Here is a 16,918-nt window from a genome sequence, read left to right as displayed (position 1 = left end):
CAGCATGCGGCAAGCGATATTCACGATCCACAAGTATCTCGGGTTCACCGTCGGCGCATACCTGATCGTGATCTGCGCGACCGGCGCGGCGCTCGTCTTTCTCGAAAATCAGATCTCGGATTTCCGCGACTTCCCGATGAAGCACGTCCAGGCGCGCCCAAAGATGCAGAGCCTCGATGCTATTCTAGCGACCGCAGATCGGGCTTATCCGGCCTCCCACGTCACGCACATCCTCGAGTCGTGCGACAGCGGTTGCACATACGACGTGAGCTTCGCTCAGCCGGACGGCGGCAGGCTCGACGTGCTCGTCGATCCATACACAGCGCACATCGTCGGAAGCGTGCTACGCAGCCGGACAGCGATCGGACGGCTTTACGAATTTCACGCGAACCTGTTCGCGGGCGACGAGGGTTCGCTCATCAACTCGGCGATCGGATCAGTCGCGCTGCTCCTCGTGCTCACGGGCGCCTACATGTGGCCCGGATGGAAGCGTCCGTCGCGTGGATTCTCCGTCAAGTGGACAGGCGGCCGATGGCGTGTGAACTTCGATATCCACAAAATCGTCGGCATAGTCAGCGTCGCGTTCTTGGTGCTCATCATCGCGAGCGGGATCGGGGGTGTATTCGTGCAGGAGCCGCCCGTGACGCAAAGCTCGTCCACGCCGGCTCACGGCAATCGTTCGCTCTTGCTCGATCAACTGGTCGCCGATGCGAACGAAGCACTGCCGGGAACGATCACTATGGTCTATCCGCCGGCGACTGCCGACTCGACGGTGGTGGTCAGAGAGATCGTCGCCGGCGACCCGGATCCATATGGGTGGAGCTACGTCTCGGTCGATAGATTCACTGGGCGCGTCGTCGCGATGAACGACGCGACGAAGTGGCCGCTCGCGTGGCGCGCGTACATGTGGCTCTATCCGCTGCATATCGGATCGGCCGGCGGCTACGCTTTGCGCTTCGTCTACGTCCTGGTCGCGTTTGCTCCGGTGGTCCTTTACCTAACGGCGTTTCTCATGTGGCTGAAGCGCCTCGAGCCTCAGAGGCCCATCGCCTGACCCATCAACTGCGACCACTGAGCCGGCGCCGCCGGTCCACCGGGAAGCGCGTTGAAGTACTCCCACGCGAAGACGCCGCCGAAGGTCGGGTACGTCGATACGAGCTGACTCACCGTGTTCGCGACCGTCGTCATCGAGACGAAGCCGCTGCCGTCTTGCGGATTCGCGATCATGCCCGCGACGATGATGTCCGGCGGGTAGCCGAAATTGATGACGTTCTCGTAGCTGGCGACACTTCCGAGCGAGCCGAAGCCGCTATAGAACTGCGTATCGAACCATGCGATGTCGGGGCCGACGCTACTCGCGTACAGCGCCGGGTAGTTGAAGCCGGACAGGTTCGGACCGTTCGTCAGCGCCGTCGCGACGGGCGCGAGCGTGATGTCGAACGATGGTCCGAAGTCTGTGTTCAGCCGCTTGATGAGCTTCTCGATGTTCGCGAGCGAGACGTTCTCTTCGACGTCGAGGTCGATGCCGTTCAGATGATAGTGTCGCAACGTCTGCTTCAAGATCGGATAGAACGTCGACCAGTTCGAGAACAGGTCGGCGTACGATCCCTGAGCGGCGCCGCCGAGCATCATGCGGGTCGTGATGCCGAGACTTCGTAGGTGGCGCACCTGGGGCCACATGACGTCGAACATCGGGTCGCCGGGGACGTTATCGTTCAAGTGGATATACGGCTGATTGTTCGAGTCGTAGCCGAGATGAAACGCCGCGATGATGACGTCCGTCGTGTACGGCAAGCCGGTGTTCGGGTTCTTCGTCTTCCATATCGGCGCGAGCGAGACGTAGACATTGTTGCTATACTGCGTCTGGTAATAGTAGATGACGCGCTTCGAAGCGGCGATCGAGCCGATCCGAGCGGGCGCCACTCCGGGATGCAGCAGCGGTGTCGGCGCGATGGCCGAACCCGCGCAGGCGCTCGCGATAGCCGCGCACGCGCTCAATGACAGAACAATCAGCAGGCGTTTCATGGCCCGGCGTTTCTCGACCATCCGGTGTTTTCCCGCGAGTCCTATCTATACTTGGAAAGGTCTATGCGTACTTCATATGCACGACCGTACGGATCCGATACCGTGTACGTCGCGATCGAATCCGCGGCGACGCCACGCAGGTCAAAGCGATATGTGACGGTGCCAAGCCACAAGAGCTGCCGACCGACCGGTGTATTGAAGAAGTCCTTCGCGGGCTGCGTGGACGATATCGATATGGGATTGCGCTTCACGGTCCCGATCGTCAGTCTCGCACCGCGGAAATGTCCCAAGAAGGCTTGATCCAACGGATCGCGCGAGTGCGCGAAGACGATGACGTCGAGAGTCTGCGGCGTTGACGCGTCCGCGATCTCGGCGACCGTCGCGGTCCGGCCCTCGAACCCGGCGACGTATGCAGCATACTCGACGCGCTCGAAAGGCGTACCGACGACGACAGCGTCGACCGAGCCCGCATCGGGTGACGCAGCGAGCGCATCCCTCGTCGCGAACGCAGTATAGAACTGCGCTGAAAGGCCCTCATGTGATTTGGCGGCGGCGCGACCTGCGTCGATCGCGGACTTGAGCTGCGCCGCCGAGAGCGACGGCACATACGCACCGGCCGCGAGAGGCATGCACGCATAGAGGAAGGCGGCGGCTGCCGCGGCGCGAGCGAACCGCCGCACGTCAGATCGAGAACACGTAGATGCGCATGCCGCCGCTCGCGCCCGGCCACACGGACCGCGACACGTTGCCGGATGTCGAAACGACGTATTCGTGCCCGTTCTCCTGGTACGCGACGATGCCGCCGGCGATCGCGCCTGCCGTCTTATAACGATAGATGACTCGGCCCGTCTTCGACTCGAGCGCGTAGAAATTGCCCGCCATGTCTCCGGTGAACGTCAGACCGCCTGCCGTCGGCGAAACTGCCGCGAGCGCCGGGCCCGGGGTGTGGTATTTCCAAACGACCTTACCGCTGTCCGCATCGATCGCCGTCACCCATCCGTGCGCCTGCTGCCACGGGGCCGGGATCGCGGAACCGCCGAGGAAGTACTTCCCGGCGACGTAACGCGGCGGTGCCAGCATATACGTGCCGCACCAGTCATCGGTTCCGACGATGATCGTGTTGTCTTCACTATCGTACGCCGGCGAATTCCATTCGGATCCGCCGGTCCAGCCGGGACAGACTTGGGTGCCTTGCGGCGTCGGCGCCGCAGACTCGCCGCGGATCGTCGTCACCGCTACCTTATAGTCGGCCGCGTGCGTCGCGCGATCGATCGCATAAAGGTAGCCGTTCTTCCCGGACACGACCGCGAGGTGCTTGCTCGCCTTCGTCGTGACGAGGATCGGCGGCGCGCCAAGATCGTAGTCGTGGATGTCATGCGGCACGAGCTGAAAGTACCATTTGAGCGCGCCGGTGTTCGCGTCCAGGACGACGAGCGAATCGGTGTAGAGGTTCGAGCCGGGCCGATAGTCGCCCGAGAAATCCGGCGCCGGGTTGCCGACCGGCACGAAGACTTCGTTCGTCTGCGTATCGAGCGCGTACGACGTCCACGTCGACCCGCCGCCGGTGGCTGCGGTCGACGCCCTTCCCCAACTCGAAGCGCCCGCTTCCGCACCCTCGGGGATGAGATCGAACGACCATACCGTGTGGCCGTCCGTCTCGTCGAATGCGAGCATGCGCCCCCGAACGCCCCAATCGGCGCCGGCGAGTCCGGCATAGATCTTGCCGTTCCAGACGATCGGCGCGGAACTCAGGAAGATGCCTTTCGATGAGTCGGCGACCTTGACGTCCCATTTCGTCGCGCCCGTGATCGCATCGAGCGCGATCAAGTGCGCGTCCTCGGTATCGCGGAAGAGCGTTCCGTCATCGTACGCGACACCACGATTCGTATTGAAGACTACTGGGCCCGTCGGCTTGTATTCCGACTTCCACTTCAGCCGGCAAGTCGTCGCATCGATCGCATACGTGTCGTTCATCGACGTGACGTAAATCGTGTCGGCCACGATGACCGGGCCGGCCTGGAAGGCACCGGTCTCGCCGAGCGCTAGACTACAAACGACTTTCATCGACTTGGCGTTTGCCGCGGTGATCGCATCGAGCGTCGACCACCGGTCGCCGGCATACGTGCCGTCGTACATCGGCCAGGAGAACCCCAGTGCCGTGCTGGTCGGCGCCGCCTGGGGTTTCTGACTGCACGCATATAACATGGTCGTAGCGGCGATCGCGGCGGCCATCAGCGCGCTCATGAATCGGTAGCTCACGTCACGAACTGCCCTTGTGCGCCGGCGTCGAATGTTCCGCGCGCGAAGCGGCGCACTGTTTCGCTCGCGGATTCGTTGAAAGGCTTATAGCGGGATCGAGCACACGAAGAAAGGCCGGATATGCTCAAGATTGCATCGATCGTCTTCGCCGTCGTTTCGGCTTTCGTCCTTTCCACTATCGTCATGGCTTGTTCGGGCCAATCGTCGAAGCCGGCTTCTGCTGCAACTCCGATGCCCAGGCCGACGCTTATGTACTCCTCGATCGCCAACGGGCGCACGATCTTCGACACCGGTAAGGACCTGGATGGGGTGAAGATCGTCGCACAGGCTACGCCGCTTTTCAACAGCTGCGAAGCGTGTCATCGGGCCGACGGTTCGGGTGGACGTCATTTCTCGGACGGCGCCATCAGCGCGGATCTACGCCACGATGCGCTCGTCGTCCAACAGAAGCACCCCTATGATCTAGCGCTTCTCGAACGAGCGATCTCGACGGGCACCGACAACGAAGGCAAGCCGCTCGACAAGGTCATGCCGCACTGGCGGCTGTCGAAGCGCGATCTCCACGACGTCGCGCAGTACGTGCTTTTCGGTCTGAAGTGACTCCGGCCCTCAGAGGGCTGGCTGAGCGCGGAGCGAGGCGATGACCGATTTCGCTTCGCTGAGCTCGCGTCCGAGACGGTCGGCCTCGGCCATGGCCGCCTCCGCTTCGAGGTGATCGTACGTCGATGCAGCGGCATTCGCGAGCCGCTCGAGCAGGACGATCTCGACGGGATCGAAGTCCTCGCCACTGACGTGTGAGCCGAACAGCACGAAGCCGTCAAGCTCGTGACGGACGAATAACGGAACAGCGATCGTAGGCGATCCATGACCGTCCGGCAGCTGGGCGTCAGGCCTTCGCACGTCGCGTAGTCTGATGAGCCCGCGCTCGCCCTGGATGTTCTGCACGAGCGAATCATTCGCGGTTATGACAGCCGTTGCGCCACCTTCCCATCCGATAGCTCGTGCCCGCTTGAACGAGCCGTCTCGAGATCGACGGAATACTGCCGCAGACGAGAGGCCGAGAGCGTCGACCGGCTCATCCGTGAGCGTCTCGTCGATCGCACTCGCTTCGGTCACGTGATGGATCCCGGATGTCGCGCGTGTTAGGCGAACCTCGGCGAGGTGGCGCCGCCTGAATAGGATCTTGTCGATCGTGCGATCGATGAGCCGGTGCATACCATTGATGCCGAAACCCATGCCGAGCGCGGCGATGATCTCGGCGACCGCCGCGAGCTGTCGCTGTGCCAGGAATCGCGAGAAGAACCAGTCGACGAGGGCGAAGACGCCGATGACGATCGTCGTGATGATGCCGTAGACGAGCGCACGGCTCATGACGAAGTTAACGTCGAGGACGCGATGCTTGAGCACGGCATACGCGACCGTTATCGGGATGACGATCTGCACGCCGGAAAGGACGTCGACGGTCCAGCCGGCGTTTGACCATGTCGTCGGCCAGCCGCCCGACGGAAGATAGCTTGCGAGTAGTGAATAGCCATCGGCCACGTAAAACGTGACGAACCCCGCCGTCACCCACTTGAGGCGCTGTCGGTCGCCAGCTCGTAGATGAGTGAAGGCATCCAGGATGCACAGTAACCCGATCGTCAGGGCGATGACTTCGGGCCACACCGACTCGGTCCAATACGTCCGGCCAAACGTCGACGCGAGAAACGGGAACATGGCCGTGAGCGCCAGCACCACGGCGCCAGGTAGGATCCCCTTATCGACGTACGTACGCCAACCGGTCGCTCGATCTTGCGGAAAACGCGATGCGAACATCCAGAGCCCGACCGGCCCGGCGACATTGCTCAGTCCCAACATGAGCATCGCATGCGCCGCGTAGATGCCGATAGGTTCCCATTCGAAAGCAAGCGGGTCGCCGTTCACGCTGCCGAGCGCGTAGAGGAAAAACCCCCAGAGCATCTTGCTCGGCTTGCGCAGGAGCAACACGGCCGCGATAATGACGAAGACGGTGGCGCTACCTCGCTTTATGGCGGTGAGCCAAATAACCGACGGTTGCGGCTCCGCGCGAAACGTCGCGACGAAATGGCGGCTGCCTCGGATGAGCGGTATCGACATGAACGTGCCCGGCTCGAAGAAGTACTGGTCGCCCACGGCCAGCTTCTGGGTGAGATCGCAAGCCTGCCAGTCGACGACGTCGCCCAAGCGGACCGGCGAGTTGTCCGCAAAAACGGCCACAACCCGGTTGTGCTCGTCCGTGCTAAACGGAAGCCCAACGCTATCCGTGAAGAGATTCGGCAGCGTCGACCCGAGCGCGAACGTCGCCAGCGCGACGACGACGACAACGCGGACTATCGACCGCGCGTGCCCTATTCCCTGAACTTCGTTCGACATTCGGGCCTCGACGCTAACGACTTCACGACGAGCGTCTTGCTCGCCGCGGATTACAGAGAACCGTACTTTCATGTGCACGGCGGGCGCCTCCTTGCTCGTGCACCGTGTGGATCCAAGCCGAGCGAACGAGCCCCTGTTTGCGCACGAGGCAGAGATCGTTTTCGTTGTATCGAAGTGCGCTCGCTCGAGGGCGACGCATTTCCCACGAAAGGTGGTGCACAACAATGGTGCATTTCCGAATCTTCTCGACGGCTGCGGCCCTCGCGGTGCTCGCCACGACTGCAATCGCTTCGGCGGGTCCGACCCCGAACGACATCGGTGCCGTGCGACCGGTCGCGCCGGTCCGGCATCCGGTGGCTTTGGTCCGGCACCCCGTCGCGGTCGCACCGCGGCCCGTCGTGCAGCGCGTGAACCCGCGTGTCAACCCGGACGTATCCGACGATGTGCTGCTCGCGCGGATCAATCGGATAAACCACGAGGACTGCGCGATGGTCATGCGCGATCGGCCCGATCTCGACCCGGCGATCCTCGCAGGTATCATCGAGCAGCGTCAAGCGGAGTGCGAGAGGATGCACTTCGACAGAGGGCGTCACCTCGCGCTCGGTCAGTTCCGCGACGCAGACGACAGGCGCTTCAACGCTGTTCGCCCGACCGACGTACGCGATGATCGGGTGATCCAGCGGCTCCGCGCAGACGATCGACGCGACGACCGGCGCTTCAGCGCTCCGGTTCCGGCCGACCGCGACGATCGACTGGTCAATCGGCTTCGCGCTGACGACCGGCGCGACGACCGGCACATGGGTCCGGCGCACTTCGCAGGGGCACGCCGTTTCCAGACGGGCCGCGTCGCATCCGTCAGCCACGGCAGCCGGCCGATGGGTCGCCCGCGACCCTGACGTCAACCTAGGTGTAGCGGTCGAGGTTTACCTCGACCGCTGACGACCTTGCAGTTTGACAAGCCGCGGCGGTCGACCGTAATGGTCGATCGCTCCCTTTTTTTCGTCTAAGGATCGCTCGCTTCTACTTGAGGTGCTTAACGGCCCAGGCGGACACGGTCTGCAAGATCTGTGGTGAGGTGAGGAACGCAGGCAACGTCGCCCAACCGGTATCGACGCCTGCAACGTCGGGGAGCAGCGAATGGCTTATGTCCGGAAACAGCCGGACGGTGACGTCTGCGTCGCCATTCGCGCGCATCGCCGCTGCTATCCGTTCCGCCGATCGCACGGGTACGTCGAGATCGGTACTCCCTTGGATTATCAGCGCCGGACACCGCACACGATGCGCATACGTGAGCGGGTCGATGCTCATGTACGAGCTCTCGTGAGGCGAAAGCGGTTCGGCTAACTGCGCTTCGATCTGCCGCTCGCGATCGGCAGCCGCTATCGTCGGATCTGCGTCTACCCTGGCCTCGGTCTGATATCGCGCGACATCCATACCGCTGACGCCCGGACCGGCGAGCGTTACGATCGCAGCGATCGAAGGATCGTCCGCAGCGACCATCGGCGCGATCAAACCGCCTTCGCTATATCCGACGAGCATGATCCGCTTCGGGTCGATGCCGCGCTGCGACGCGAGCCAGTGCGCTTCGGTGCGGACGTCGGCGGCCTTCTTGAAGGTCGTCCACGATTTGTTATCGCCGGTAGACTCGCCGACCCCGCGATCGTCGACGCGCAACACCGCGAAGCCCGCGCGCGTGAGAGCGTCGGCGATGTCGCGCAACGGCATCCACGGCGGCTCGCCGTTGTTGCGCTCGTGGGGTGACAATCCCGTGATGAGGACGGCGCCCGGTACGAGCCTCGCGTGGAGCGGTCTCGTCAGCGTGCCGGCGAGCGTGGCGCCTCCGGAGGCCGGAATCGTCACGCTCGAAACACCGTATGCGCGATCGGGTGGAGCGGCGTACGGCGGCCACAGCGTATACTCGCTCGGCGCGAACGACGAGCGGCGTTCGATCGTGACCCCGAAGTCGGCCAGGCTCGCGGAAACGACGCATCCGGCCGCGTCGGTGAGCACGAGATACTTCTTGCTGTGGTAGGCGACGGTCCAATCGGTCGCGTCGATGCGATCGACGGCGACGCCGCCCGACGCGGTGCTGAAGAGCGAAGCCGCCGGCACCTCGACGGAAGGCTGGTGTAGCACGAGAGCTCGTTCGATCGCCTGCTGTATCGAACTCGGGACCATGTCGGACCAGGCGATCGTGCCCGGCGGGAAATCGCGCACGACGGGTTTCGATGTCGGGGAGCCCGCCATCGTCAGGGTCGTCGAGGAGTTCGCCGTTGATCGGTCGTCGCGAAGGTTGATCGTCGAATCGATGACGGCGGAGCGCGTCAGCTCGCTGCGCGAGTGCGATCGCGTCGCCGACTCGTCCACCCAGTCGACTCCGGCGAGCGTTCCTTGCTCGTAGGTGAGCAAAACGGAAGATGGGCATGGCGAGGCGAGTGCGGCGGTATACAGGCAGCCCATGCTTATGATGAGCGCGGCGAGGATTTTCATGTTTGTCGTATCCTTTCGCGCCCACGTTGATGCAGCGGCGCGAAGACGAGGGTCAGACCGAAAAGCCGTCCCTCGCCCCTCGGTCTGGAAACGTCGCCGGCCAAACGCCCGATGAGCTCGACGACCTTAGCGATCTGCGCTTGAGTCAGCCAGCCGGTCGTGCGCAGCGCCCACACTTCCCGCGTAGGACCGGTCGCGACGACCTCCCGTTGGGCGAGCGCGCGCTTGTAGTCGCGGATCCCCATCCGCATCGCCGACGACACGATCGCACCGGCCCCTTTCACCCGAGTCGGCGTTCGGGGTTCCAAGCGCAGCTCGATTTGGGGCGCGACCGCCCGGTAGAGCGCTTCCGACCGGCGCTCGGTGCGACGGTGCCCGGCGGGCAGGATCAGGCCCACCCGCTGGAGCGCGCGGATATGGTAGTAAAGCGTATCCGGCGGACGGTCGAGCGCGCGCGCGAGGTCCGCGACGGAGGCGGTCCCAAGCCGCGGCAGCACGTCGACGATCTCCTGCCGTGCACCCGATGCGAGCGCCGCCAGCTGCGGCTTGTCCTTGACGATGCCTTTCCGCGCACGTGTCATAGTCGCGATGGTAGCATGCTATTGAAATATTGTCAAATATTTCAACAATAAATCCAGAGAAAATTAAGGCGAAGTCGACGGGGAGCGGTCAGCCGTTGGCTTGTGCGGTACCGCGTGCGGCAGCGTGGCCCGTGCGTTTCCAGAATCGCATGAGCTCTTCGAACTGGCTAGCCTCGATCGCCGCGCTGAAGCAAAAGCCTTGGATCTCATCGCAGCCGAGACCGCGCAAGAGGTCAAGTTGAGAGCGCGTCTCGACACCCTCGGCGATCGCGCGCAGCCCGACGCTCTCGCAGAGCGTCACGATCGACTCGGCGATCGCCTTGTCGAATGGATCCGCTGTGATGTCCTTGACGAACGAGCGGTCGATCTTGAGCGCGTCGATGGGCATGCGTTTGACGTAGTTCAAGGAGCTATAGCCGGTGCCGAAATCGTCGAGCAAGATACCGACGCCGATGCGGTGGAGGTCCTCGAGGGCGTTCGCAGCGCGATCGGGCTCGGCGAAAAGCGCGGTCTCGGTGATCTCGATGTCGAGCGCTTCGGCCTCGAGACCCGCGTCGCGCAGGGCGCTTGCGATCGTGGCCGGGAAATCTACCTGGCCTAGTTGCATCGGCGAGACGTTGACGGTGACGCGGATATTATCGAAGCCCGAGTCGCGCCAGCGGCGGCACTGAGCGCACGCCTCGCGCAAGACCCACTCGCCGAGCGGCACGATGAGCCCGCTCTCCTCGGCGACGCCGATGAAGTCGCCGGGCGGACGAAGGCCGTCGATCGGATGCTGCCAGCGGACGAGCGCTTCGGCGGCGATGATCGACTCCGAAGAAAGCTCGACCATCGGCTGATAGTGGAGGACGAACTCCTTGCGCTCGAGACCGCGGCGCAGATCGTTCTGCATCGCGAGCGTGCGAACGGCCTGATCGTGCATATGCGGGCTGTAGAACTGGAACTTGTTGCGGCCGTGACGTTTCGCCTGATACATCGCCGTGTCGGCGTCGCGGATGAGCGTCTCGACGTCGAGTCCGTCGTCGGGGAAGACGATGATGCCGATGCTCGCCGTGACGAACATCTCGTGTCCGTCGACGACGAAGGGATGGTCGAGAGCGTTCACGATGTTGCGAGCGACGGTCGTCGCGCCATCCGGCGATGACACGTCCGTGAGGACGATCATGAACTCGTCGCCGCCGGACCTCGCGACCGTGTCGACTTCGCGCACGTGCGCCTTCAGACGTTCGCCGACCGCGACGAGGAGTTGGTCGCCGGTCCCATGCCCTAGCGTGTCGTTGAACGCCTTGAAATTGTCGAGGTCCAAGAACAGGAGCGCACCGGCGCTTCTATTGCGTTGCGCTAAGGCGGTCGCTTGCCCGAGGCGATCCATGAGCAGAGCCCGATTCGGCAAACCCGTCAGCGGGTCGTGCTGGGCGAGAAACTCGAGCCGCTCTTCGGAGAGCTTTCTATCGGTGATGTCGAGGACGGTGCCGAATACTCGCGTCTGGGCGCCGGCCGCGTCGCACTCGACGTCTCCCTGAACGCATAGCCAGCGTTCGCCGCTCGCAAGGGGGCCGATGCGGCAGTCGACCGTGAACGCGTGCGCCGAGCGGATCGCCGAATCAAGCGCCTCGTGATCGGCCGGATGGAACAGCGCGATAAAGCCCGCATAGGTGGGTGCGAAGTCGTCCCCGGCCGACGAGCAGAGCCGAAGCAGTTCTCTCGAACACGTCACATCGTCGCGGCGGACATCCCATTCCCAGCTGCCGACGTGCGCGACTCGCTGGGCCTCGCGCAGCGCTTCCTGCGCGGTGAGCAGTGCGGATTCCGCGCGCGACCGCTCGCCGGATAGATCGCCGGTCATCCGGTTGAGCGCGTCGGCGAGCCGCCCGATCTCGTCGGTCGAGCCTCGCTCGAGCGTGATGTCGAAGTCGCCCTTCGAGATCCGGTCCGTCGCGTCGAGCATCGAGGTGAGACGCCGCGAGATACCACGCGTCACCGACGCCGTCAACAATAGGCCGCTCAGTTCGACCGAAAGCGCGGCGCCGACCAAGATCGAGAGCACGATGCCAGTGAGCCAGCGCGATCCTTCGCCGAGCGTGTACGAGAAGCGATCCTCGATCGTCGTAAGCCGCTGGTCGATGTCCTCGAGCTGGCGGAGTGTCCGCTCGATGGTCGCCTGCGAGGCGTGCGCCAGGACCTCGTCATGCAAGCGCGCACCGAGCTGCTGCAGCGCGAGCATTTGGGCATCGCCCTGCTGCCAATCCGAGATCGCATCGCGGATGTAGCCGATCCAGCTGAAGCGCCGGAACAGCGAGATCATCCCCGGGATGTCGCTCGGCTGATTGCGGCCTTGCAGCAGGCCTTGCCACTCGGTGTTGTAGTCGGGATCCGGCTTCGCCATCTCGAGACGAGCCTTGCGATCGCCGATCGGAACGCCGAGGTAGTTGATATACGCGCGGTAGTCGCGTTCGTTGCGCGTGCGTCCGTACGCCTCGAGCTCGAACGCGGCGTCCTTTTCCGCCTTCGACCACAAGCCTTCGCCGCCGACGTACGCGCGGACGCTCGACAGCGTGTTGATCGTGAACCAAAGCGCCGTCAGCTCGACGCTTATGAGGAGCACCATGACGCCCAAGATCGTGTAGAGGCGGCGCGAGATCGACATTATAGTGAGTATCGGTTCGCGAGGCCCCGATGGTGATTCGCTATGAAGCGACTTGAGCGGCGCGGCTCAAAACCGGACGTGACGCGCGTCACACCCGGGCGGATCCGCCTAGTGCTGCGGAATGCGGATGACGCACACGGCGAGGATCACGAGCGCCGCGAAGAACAGGAGCGCACCCACGTTGAAAAGGAGCCGGCGGTCTTGCATTGTGGTCGGAACCTCTAGGAAAAGGAATGATCGCGTCGTACGCGTGCCTTGATAAGAGCGTACGCGCGCCAGTTCGTTACGCGCTCGCGTGAGTCTTTGACGCAGTAGGAGACACCGCGTCGCTCATACGACGTTCATGTCTAGACGAGCCGCGCGTGCGTCCGCTTCTTCCAGAAGAACGTGTAGTAGCCGTATTGCAGCCCGAGCACCGCGAAGAACGATATCGGATAGCCGAGCCAAACCCCGTTGAGTCCGAACTTGCCCATGAGCAGATACGCGGCTGGGACTTCGACGCCCCAGATGCCGATTATGCCGTTGATCATCGGCACGAGGACGTCGCCGCTGCCGCGGACGACCCAGCTTATCGCTGCGCTGTTGCCGAAGATGAGGTACGACCAGAGCGTGATCATGAGCAGCGTGTGCGCTATGGTGAGCGTCGCGGGATCGTTGATGAACCAGCCGAGTATCGTCCACGCGAAGATGTAGCATGCGGCGATGATCGCGCCGCCGATGATGTAGTTCAACGCGACCGCGCTTCGGACGACTTTCGACAGCAGGTCTTCGCGGCGGGCGCCGATCGCCTGCGCGGCGAGGATGGACGCTGCGATGCCGACCGAAATCGCAGGGAATTGGACGTAGCTGACGATCTGGTTCACCGCGCCGTACGCCGCCGTCGCGCTCGAACCGAAACGGTTGACGAACGACAGGACCGCGATCTCCGCGAGCGACACCATGATGACCTGAAGACCGGTCGGAATGCCGATCTTGAGGACGAGCCCGAGGATGTGCGGATCGACGATCATGTCGCGCGCGATCTCGCTGTCGAAGCGCAGCGGATGGCCCATGCGAGCGAGATAGATGAGGAACGCCGCGAACGCGATGAGGTTGCTTATCGCTGCACCGACCACGACGCTGACGACGCCCAGCTGCGGCAAGCCGAGCCAGCCCTCGATGAACGCCGGCGTGATGACGATCGTCAGCACGGTGCTCAACACGAGCGAGTAAAGCGGCGTCGTCGAGTCGCCCGTGCCCCGCAGGATCGACGTGTAGATGATATACGGGAACACGAGCGGTGATATGAGGAACACCGCGCGCGCGTACGTCACCGCCTCAGGCATGATATTGGCCGGCGTGCGCAGGAACGCGAGCAGCGGCGGCGCGATGATCGGGCCGACGATCGCCGTGAAGATGCCGAATGCGAGCGTCGCGCCGAGCACCGTGCCGGCGACCAGTTTGACGCGATGAGCGTCGCCCGCTCCGTGCGCTTGGCCGATGAGCACGGAGCTGCCCGAGCCGAGTCCGATGAGGAACGAGAAGAGCAAGAAGACGATCGGGAAGACGGCCGAGACCGATGCGAGCGCCCCGACGCCGATGAGACGGCCGAGGAACATGAGGCTGAAGGTCTGCGACGCCGCCTGCAAGATGTTGCTGATCATGAGCGGGATCAGGAACACGACGAACAGCTGCCACACGGGCCGGCTGCTCTCGAACAGGTTGACGCCGAACGTCCTCGAGGGGGACCGCACGGTCGGACTAGTCATGTCCGACCGATCATAGCATACTTGAAACAGTCGTTTCAAGTATAATTAAGGCGAGTTTTTCGAGTCGCCGCGCTCTAGTGGGTGTGGAGCCGGCCCTGCTTCTCGAGGTAGCGCTGATGGTAGTCTTCAGCGCGATAGAACGGACCGGCGGGGACGATCTCCGTGACGATGGGGCGCTTGAAGCGCCCGGATGCTTCGAGCGCCGCCTTCGACGCCTCGGCCTCCGCCCGCTGCGCGTCGTCGTAGTAGAAGATCGCCGATCTGTACTGCGAGCCGAAGTCGGCACCTTGGCGATTACGTGTCGTGGGGTCGTGCATGTTCCAGAACGCGTCGAGCAGCCGTGAGTACGTGACGACGCTCGGATCGAACGTCACCTCGCACACTTCGGCATGCCCGGTATCGCCGGCGCAGACATCGTGATACGTGGGGTTCACCGTATGACCGCCCATGAATCCGACCGCCGTGTCGACGACGCCCGGGATCTCGCGGAATTCGGCCTCGACACCCCAGAAACAACCGGCTGCGAACGTCGCTTTCGTCGTCATCTAAAACCACCTTTTCGCTTTGAAGAACCAGAGCAATGCGACCAGCGCGAAGACCTGCGCGCCGATGCCCAAGAGCCAGAACGACGCCGTGCTCCCGATACGGCTCACGAGAAAACCGAAGTTCTGCCCGAAGAACCCCGTGATGAAGGTCAGCGGAAGGAAGATCGTCGCGATGACCGTCAGCTGTTTGACGATAGCGTTCTGACGGTTCGCGACGATCGACAGATTGATCTCGAGCGCGTTGTTGACGAGATCGCGCGCGGCGTCGAGCTGGTCGATGACGCGGATCGCGTGGTCGTACACGTCGCGGAAGTAGACGATCTCTTCGCTCTTGTAGAGCACGAGATCGCCGCGGATGATCGGGTTCAGGATGTCGCGCATCGGGATCGCAGCGCGGCGGAAGCGCTGCAGGTCGCGCTTGAGCGCGAAGATCCGCAGCGGCAGATCGTTACCGGTCATCCCGCCCCGAAGCAGACCGCCTTCGAGCGCGTTGATCTGCTCGTCGAGCGACTCGACAGCATCGAAATAGCCGTCGACGATCGTGTCGAGCACCGTGAAAAGGAGTGCCCCGCTGTCGCGCGACGACATGTCCGAACGAGTCCGCCAGCGCCGCTCGATCTCCGCTATCGGGAATGCCGGTTCGCGCCTGACGGTGATGAGGTAGTTCTTGCCCGAGAAGATCGAAAGCTCGTTGACGGTGACGGCCTTGTCCGTGGTCGATACGCCGTACACGACGAGGAACCAGTAGTCGCCGTAACCGTCGATCTTCGGCCGTTCGTGCGCGGTCATCGCATCTTCGATCGCGAGCGGATGCAGGCCGAACTCGTTCTGCAGCACCGTCATCGACGTGCTGTCGGGCCCGACGACGTCGAGCCACACGAGCGTCCCCGGTTCCTTGAGGATTTCGCTGATCTCGCCGAGCTCGCGCGGCTCGCGCTCGGGGCTGCCGTCCTTGAAGACGGTGCAACGGACGCAAGGACGAGGTTCGGCGGCTGGGGGATCGGGCATGCGGTCGTAGTGCGTCGCCCCCAAACCCCACCCCTCCATTGCAAAAAGGGGGGAGCGGTCCTGTTACGGTTCCGTGAAGCTCGCGGATGGCGACAGCGTGACGTCGACTTGCCCATTCGCGCCGACGAACGGGGGAGTCTGTTTGAGATTGAATGGATATGCCGCGCTGAACGCCGGGTAGTCGAATCCGACCGCATATACCGAATACGTATCGCCGGGGGCGTTCGGATTGCCCGTGGCCTGCTGATTGTCTTGCGACGAGCAGATCGTCGGCGTCGATCCGGAGCCGTTCGTCGGTCCGAGATTCGGCGGCATCGTCAACTGCTGCGGGCCGGTCTGCGTCGAACGCAGCGAGTAGTATTGGATGTTGGTCGAGTTGCCTTGCGAATGCGGATAGCACGCGCCGGCATCTTGGACGAACACCCACGTTTCGGTGACGCCGGCGGGGACGACTATATCGATGAGAAGACCGCCCGGATTTGCCGGATCGGGGAACGAGTTCGGCGCTTGGATCGCCGGCAGTCCCGTCAGCGTCGTAAGCGTCGCATCAGCGGTCTTCTTGCCGAACGTACCCGGACCGGTGGGGATGTCGACTTCCAGATGATAGTCGCCGAGGACCGCGGGACTTTGGAACGAGACGAATCCCGCCGAGTAGCCTTGGAATCCGGCCGGGAACGTGCCGTTGTTGAACGTCGGGAATAGCGGTTCGCCGCCGTAGTAGGGCAAGATCGGCAACTGATCTTGATTGCCGACCGCGACCGGCTGGAAGTACTCCGCGAACGAGACAGCTTGTTGACCCGGCACGGTGTTGTCCGGCGCGAAGCCGTAGCCGAATGCGCCGCCCGTGCATTGAAGCGTCGTCTTGTTGCACGGGATCTTCGGGCCGCTGCCGGAGATTATGGTGGTCGGCGTGCCGAGTATCGGATCCGGCTGACCGATGAATCCCGGCGGTCCCGTGATGTACGGAATGCTGTAGAGCACTGCCGACAGGCCGTTGGACTGTCGCAGCGTCTCGACGGTGTTGAGCGTCTCGACGACTTTGCTGTGCGCGACGTCGTTGATCGTCGCGATGCCGACCGCGAACTGCAGCTTGCTCCCGGCGATCGGGTTGACCGAACCGATTGCGGGTTCGACACCGACATTGCCCGAGCCGCAGCCCGACGCGATGACGGCCGCTGCGAGAATCGACGCACGGATGGCGCGCCTGACAAAACGAATATCCAT

At 63.3% G+C, this 16,918-nt stretch carries 14 protein-coding genes; 3 read left to right on the top strand and 11 right to left on the bottom strand.

Annotated elements, in window-relative coordinates:
* Positions 1-4: 4 nt before the first annotated feature.
* On the top strand, positions 5-1,054 hold the full coding sequence (locus tag VFO25_05605) for a PepSY-associated TM helix domain-containing protein (GenBank protein ID HET9342368.1): 1,050 nt from the start codon (positions 5-7) through the stop codon (positions 1,052-1,054).
* Here the strand turns inward: VFO25_05605 and VFO25_05600 are convergent.
* From VFO25_05600 to VFO25_05590, 3 genes are read right to left on the bottom strand one after another with little or no spacing between them, the layout of a single operon-like run.
* Positions 1,036-2,025 carry a hypothetical protein gene (locus VFO25_05600; protein HET9342367.1) on the bottom strand — a complete coding sequence of 330 codons (990 nt, stop codon included), beginning with the start codon at positions 2,023-2,025 and terminating at the stop codon, positions 1,036-1,038. The two genes, VFO25_05605 and VFO25_05600, sit on opposite strands and share 19 nt — an antisense overlap.
* Positions 2,026-2,066: 41 nt before the next feature.
* Entirely contained in the window at positions 2,067-2,705 is a 639-nt protein-coding gene (locus VFO25_05595; protein ID HET9342366.1) for a hypothetical protein, read from the bottom strand.
* Between the two features lies 1 nt (position 2,706).
* Positions 2,707-4,269, bottom strand: coding sequence for a PQQ-binding-like beta-propeller repeat protein (locus tag VFO25_05590; protein ID HET9342365.1), 1,563 nt, complete (start codon positions 4,267-4,269; stop codon positions 2,707-2,709).
* A gap of 135 nt (positions 4,270-4,404) precedes the next feature.
* On the opposite strand from VFO25_05590, the gene VFO25_05585 reads away from it, so the two are divergent.
* Positions 4,405-4,884 carry a c-type cytochrome gene (locus VFO25_05585; GenBank protein HET9342364.1) on the top strand — a complete coding sequence of 160 codons (480 nt, stop codon included), beginning with the start codon at positions 4,405-4,407 and terminating at the stop codon, positions 4,882-4,884.
* Between the two features lie 9 nt (positions 4,885-4,893).
* Here VFO25_05585 and VFO25_05580 read toward each other — a convergent pair whose 3' ends face one another.
* Positions 4,894-6,675, bottom strand: a complete 1,782-nt coding sequence (locus tag VFO25_05580; GenBank protein HET9342363.1) for a GAF domain-containing protein — start codon at positions 6,673-6,675, stop codon at positions 4,894-4,896.
* A 224-nt stretch (positions 6,676-6,899) separates the two neighbouring features.
* Here VFO25_05580 and VFO25_05575 point away from each other — a divergent pair, with 224 nt between their 5' ends.
* Positions 6,900-7,571: a hypothetical protein gene (locus VFO25_05575; protein HET9342362.1), complete on the top strand. Its 672-nt coding sequence runs from the start codon at positions 6,900-6,902 to the stop codon at positions 7,569-7,571.
* 124 nt (positions 7,572-7,695) lie between these two features.
* Here VFO25_05575 and VFO25_05570 read toward each other — a convergent pair whose 3' ends face one another.
* The 7 genes from VFO25_05570 to VFO25_05540 form a co-directional block, all read right to left on the bottom strand.
* Positions 7,696-9,165, bottom strand: coding sequence for an alpha/beta fold hydrolase (locus VFO25_05570; protein HET9342361.1), 1,470 nt, complete (start codon positions 9,163-9,165; stop codon positions 7,696-7,698).
* The gene (locus VFO25_05565) at positions 9,162-9,746 is read right to left on the bottom strand and encodes a helix-turn-helix domain-containing protein (protein HET9342360.1); all 585 of its coding nucleotides are present in this window, start codon (positions 9,744-9,746) and stop codon (positions 9,162-9,164) included. Before VFO25_05565 ends, VFO25_05570 begins: the two co-directional genes overlap by 4 nt.
* 88 nt (positions 9,747-9,834) lie before the next feature.
* The gene (locus VFO25_05560; protein ID HET9342359.1) at positions 9,835-12,393 is read right to left on the bottom strand and encodes an EAL domain-containing protein; all 2,559 of its coding nucleotides are present in this window, start codon (positions 12,391-12,393) and stop codon (positions 9,835-9,837) included.
* A gap of 347 nt (positions 12,394-12,740) precedes the next feature.
* Entirely contained in the window at positions 12,741-14,141 is a 1,401-nt protein-coding gene (locus VFO25_05555) for an MATE family efflux transporter (protein HET9342358.1), read from the bottom strand.
* A gap of 74 nt (positions 14,142-14,215) precedes the next feature.
* Positions 14,216-14,686 (bottom strand): peptide-methionine (S)-S-oxide reductase MsrA, encoded by a 471-nt coding sequence (msrA, locus tag VFO25_05550; GenBank protein ID HET9342357.1) that lies wholly within the window; start codon positions 14,684-14,686, stop codon positions 14,216-14,218.
* Entirely contained in the window at positions 14,687-15,694 is a 1,008-nt protein-coding gene (corA, locus tag VFO25_05545; GenBank protein HET9342356.1) for a magnesium/cobalt transporter CorA, read from the bottom strand. It lies immediately after the preceding gene.
* A 63-nt stretch (positions 15,695-15,757) separates the two neighbouring features.
* On the bottom strand, positions 15,758-16,918 hold the full coding sequence (locus VFO25_05540; GenBank protein HET9342355.1) for a hypothetical protein: 1,161 nt from the start codon (positions 16,916-16,918) through the stop codon (positions 15,758-15,760).

The organism is Candidatus Eremiobacteraceae bacterium, assembly GCA_035710745.1.
Classification (GTDB): domain Bacteria; phylum Vulcanimicrobiota; class Vulcanimicrobiia; order Eremiobacterales; family Eremiobacteraceae; genus JANWLL01.
The sequence above is the reverse complement of the archived record's forward strand: the minus strand, read 5'-3'. Positions and strand labels throughout refer to the sequence as shown.

Excerpts from the sequence above, each read along its gene's own strand:
- VFO25_05590 (HET9342365.1), bottom strand. The coding sequence starts at position 4,269 with ATGAGCGCGCTGATGGCCGCCGCGATCGCCGCTACGACCATGTTATAT.
- VFO25_05555 (HET9342358.1), bottom strand. The coding sequence starts at position 14,141 with ATGACTAGTCCGACCGTGCGGTCCCCCTCGAGGACGTTCGGCGTCAAC.
- VFO25_05580 (HET9342363.1), bottom strand. The coding sequence starts at position 6,675 with ATGTCGAACGAAGTTCAGGGAATAGGGCACGCGCGGTCGATAGTCCGC.
- corA (HET9342356.1), bottom strand. The coding sequence starts at position 15,694 with ATGCCCGATCCCCCAGCCGCCGAACCTCGTCCTTGCGTCCGTTGCACC.
- VFO25_05605 (HET9342368.1), top strand. The coding sequence starts at position 5 with ATGCGGCAAGCGATATTCACGATCCACAAGTATCTCGGGTTCACCGTC.
- VFO25_05585 (HET9342364.1), top strand. The coding sequence starts at position 4,405 with ATGCTCAAGATTGCATCGATCGTCTTCGCCGTCGTTTCGGCTTTCGTC.
- VFO25_05560 (HET9342359.1), bottom strand. The coding sequence starts at position 12,393 with ATGTCGATCTCGCGCCGCCTCTACACGATCTTGGGCGTCATGGTGCTC.
- VFO25_05570 (HET9342361.1), bottom strand. The coding sequence starts at position 9,165 with ATGAAAATCCTCGCCGCGCTCATCATAAGCATGGGCTGCCTGTATACC.
- msrA (HET9342357.1), bottom strand. The coding sequence starts at position 14,686 with ATGACGACGAAAGCGACGTTCGCAGCCGGTTGTTTCTGGGGTGTCGAG.
- VFO25_05540 (HET9342355.1), bottom strand. The coding sequence starts at position 16,918 with ATGGATATTCGTTTTGTCAGGCGCGCCATCCGTGCGTCGATTCTCGCA.
- VFO25_05600 (HET9342367.1), bottom strand. The coding sequence starts at position 2,025 with ATGAAACGCCTGCTGATTGTTCTGTCATTGAGCGCGTGCGCGGCTATC.
- VFO25_05575 (HET9342362.1), top strand. The coding sequence starts at position 6,900 with ATGGTGCATTTCCGAATCTTCTCGACGGCTGCGGCCCTCGCGGTGCTC.
- VFO25_05565 (HET9342360.1), bottom strand. The coding sequence starts at position 9,746 with ATGACACGTGCGCGGAAAGGCATCGTCAAGGACAAGCCGCAGCTGGCG.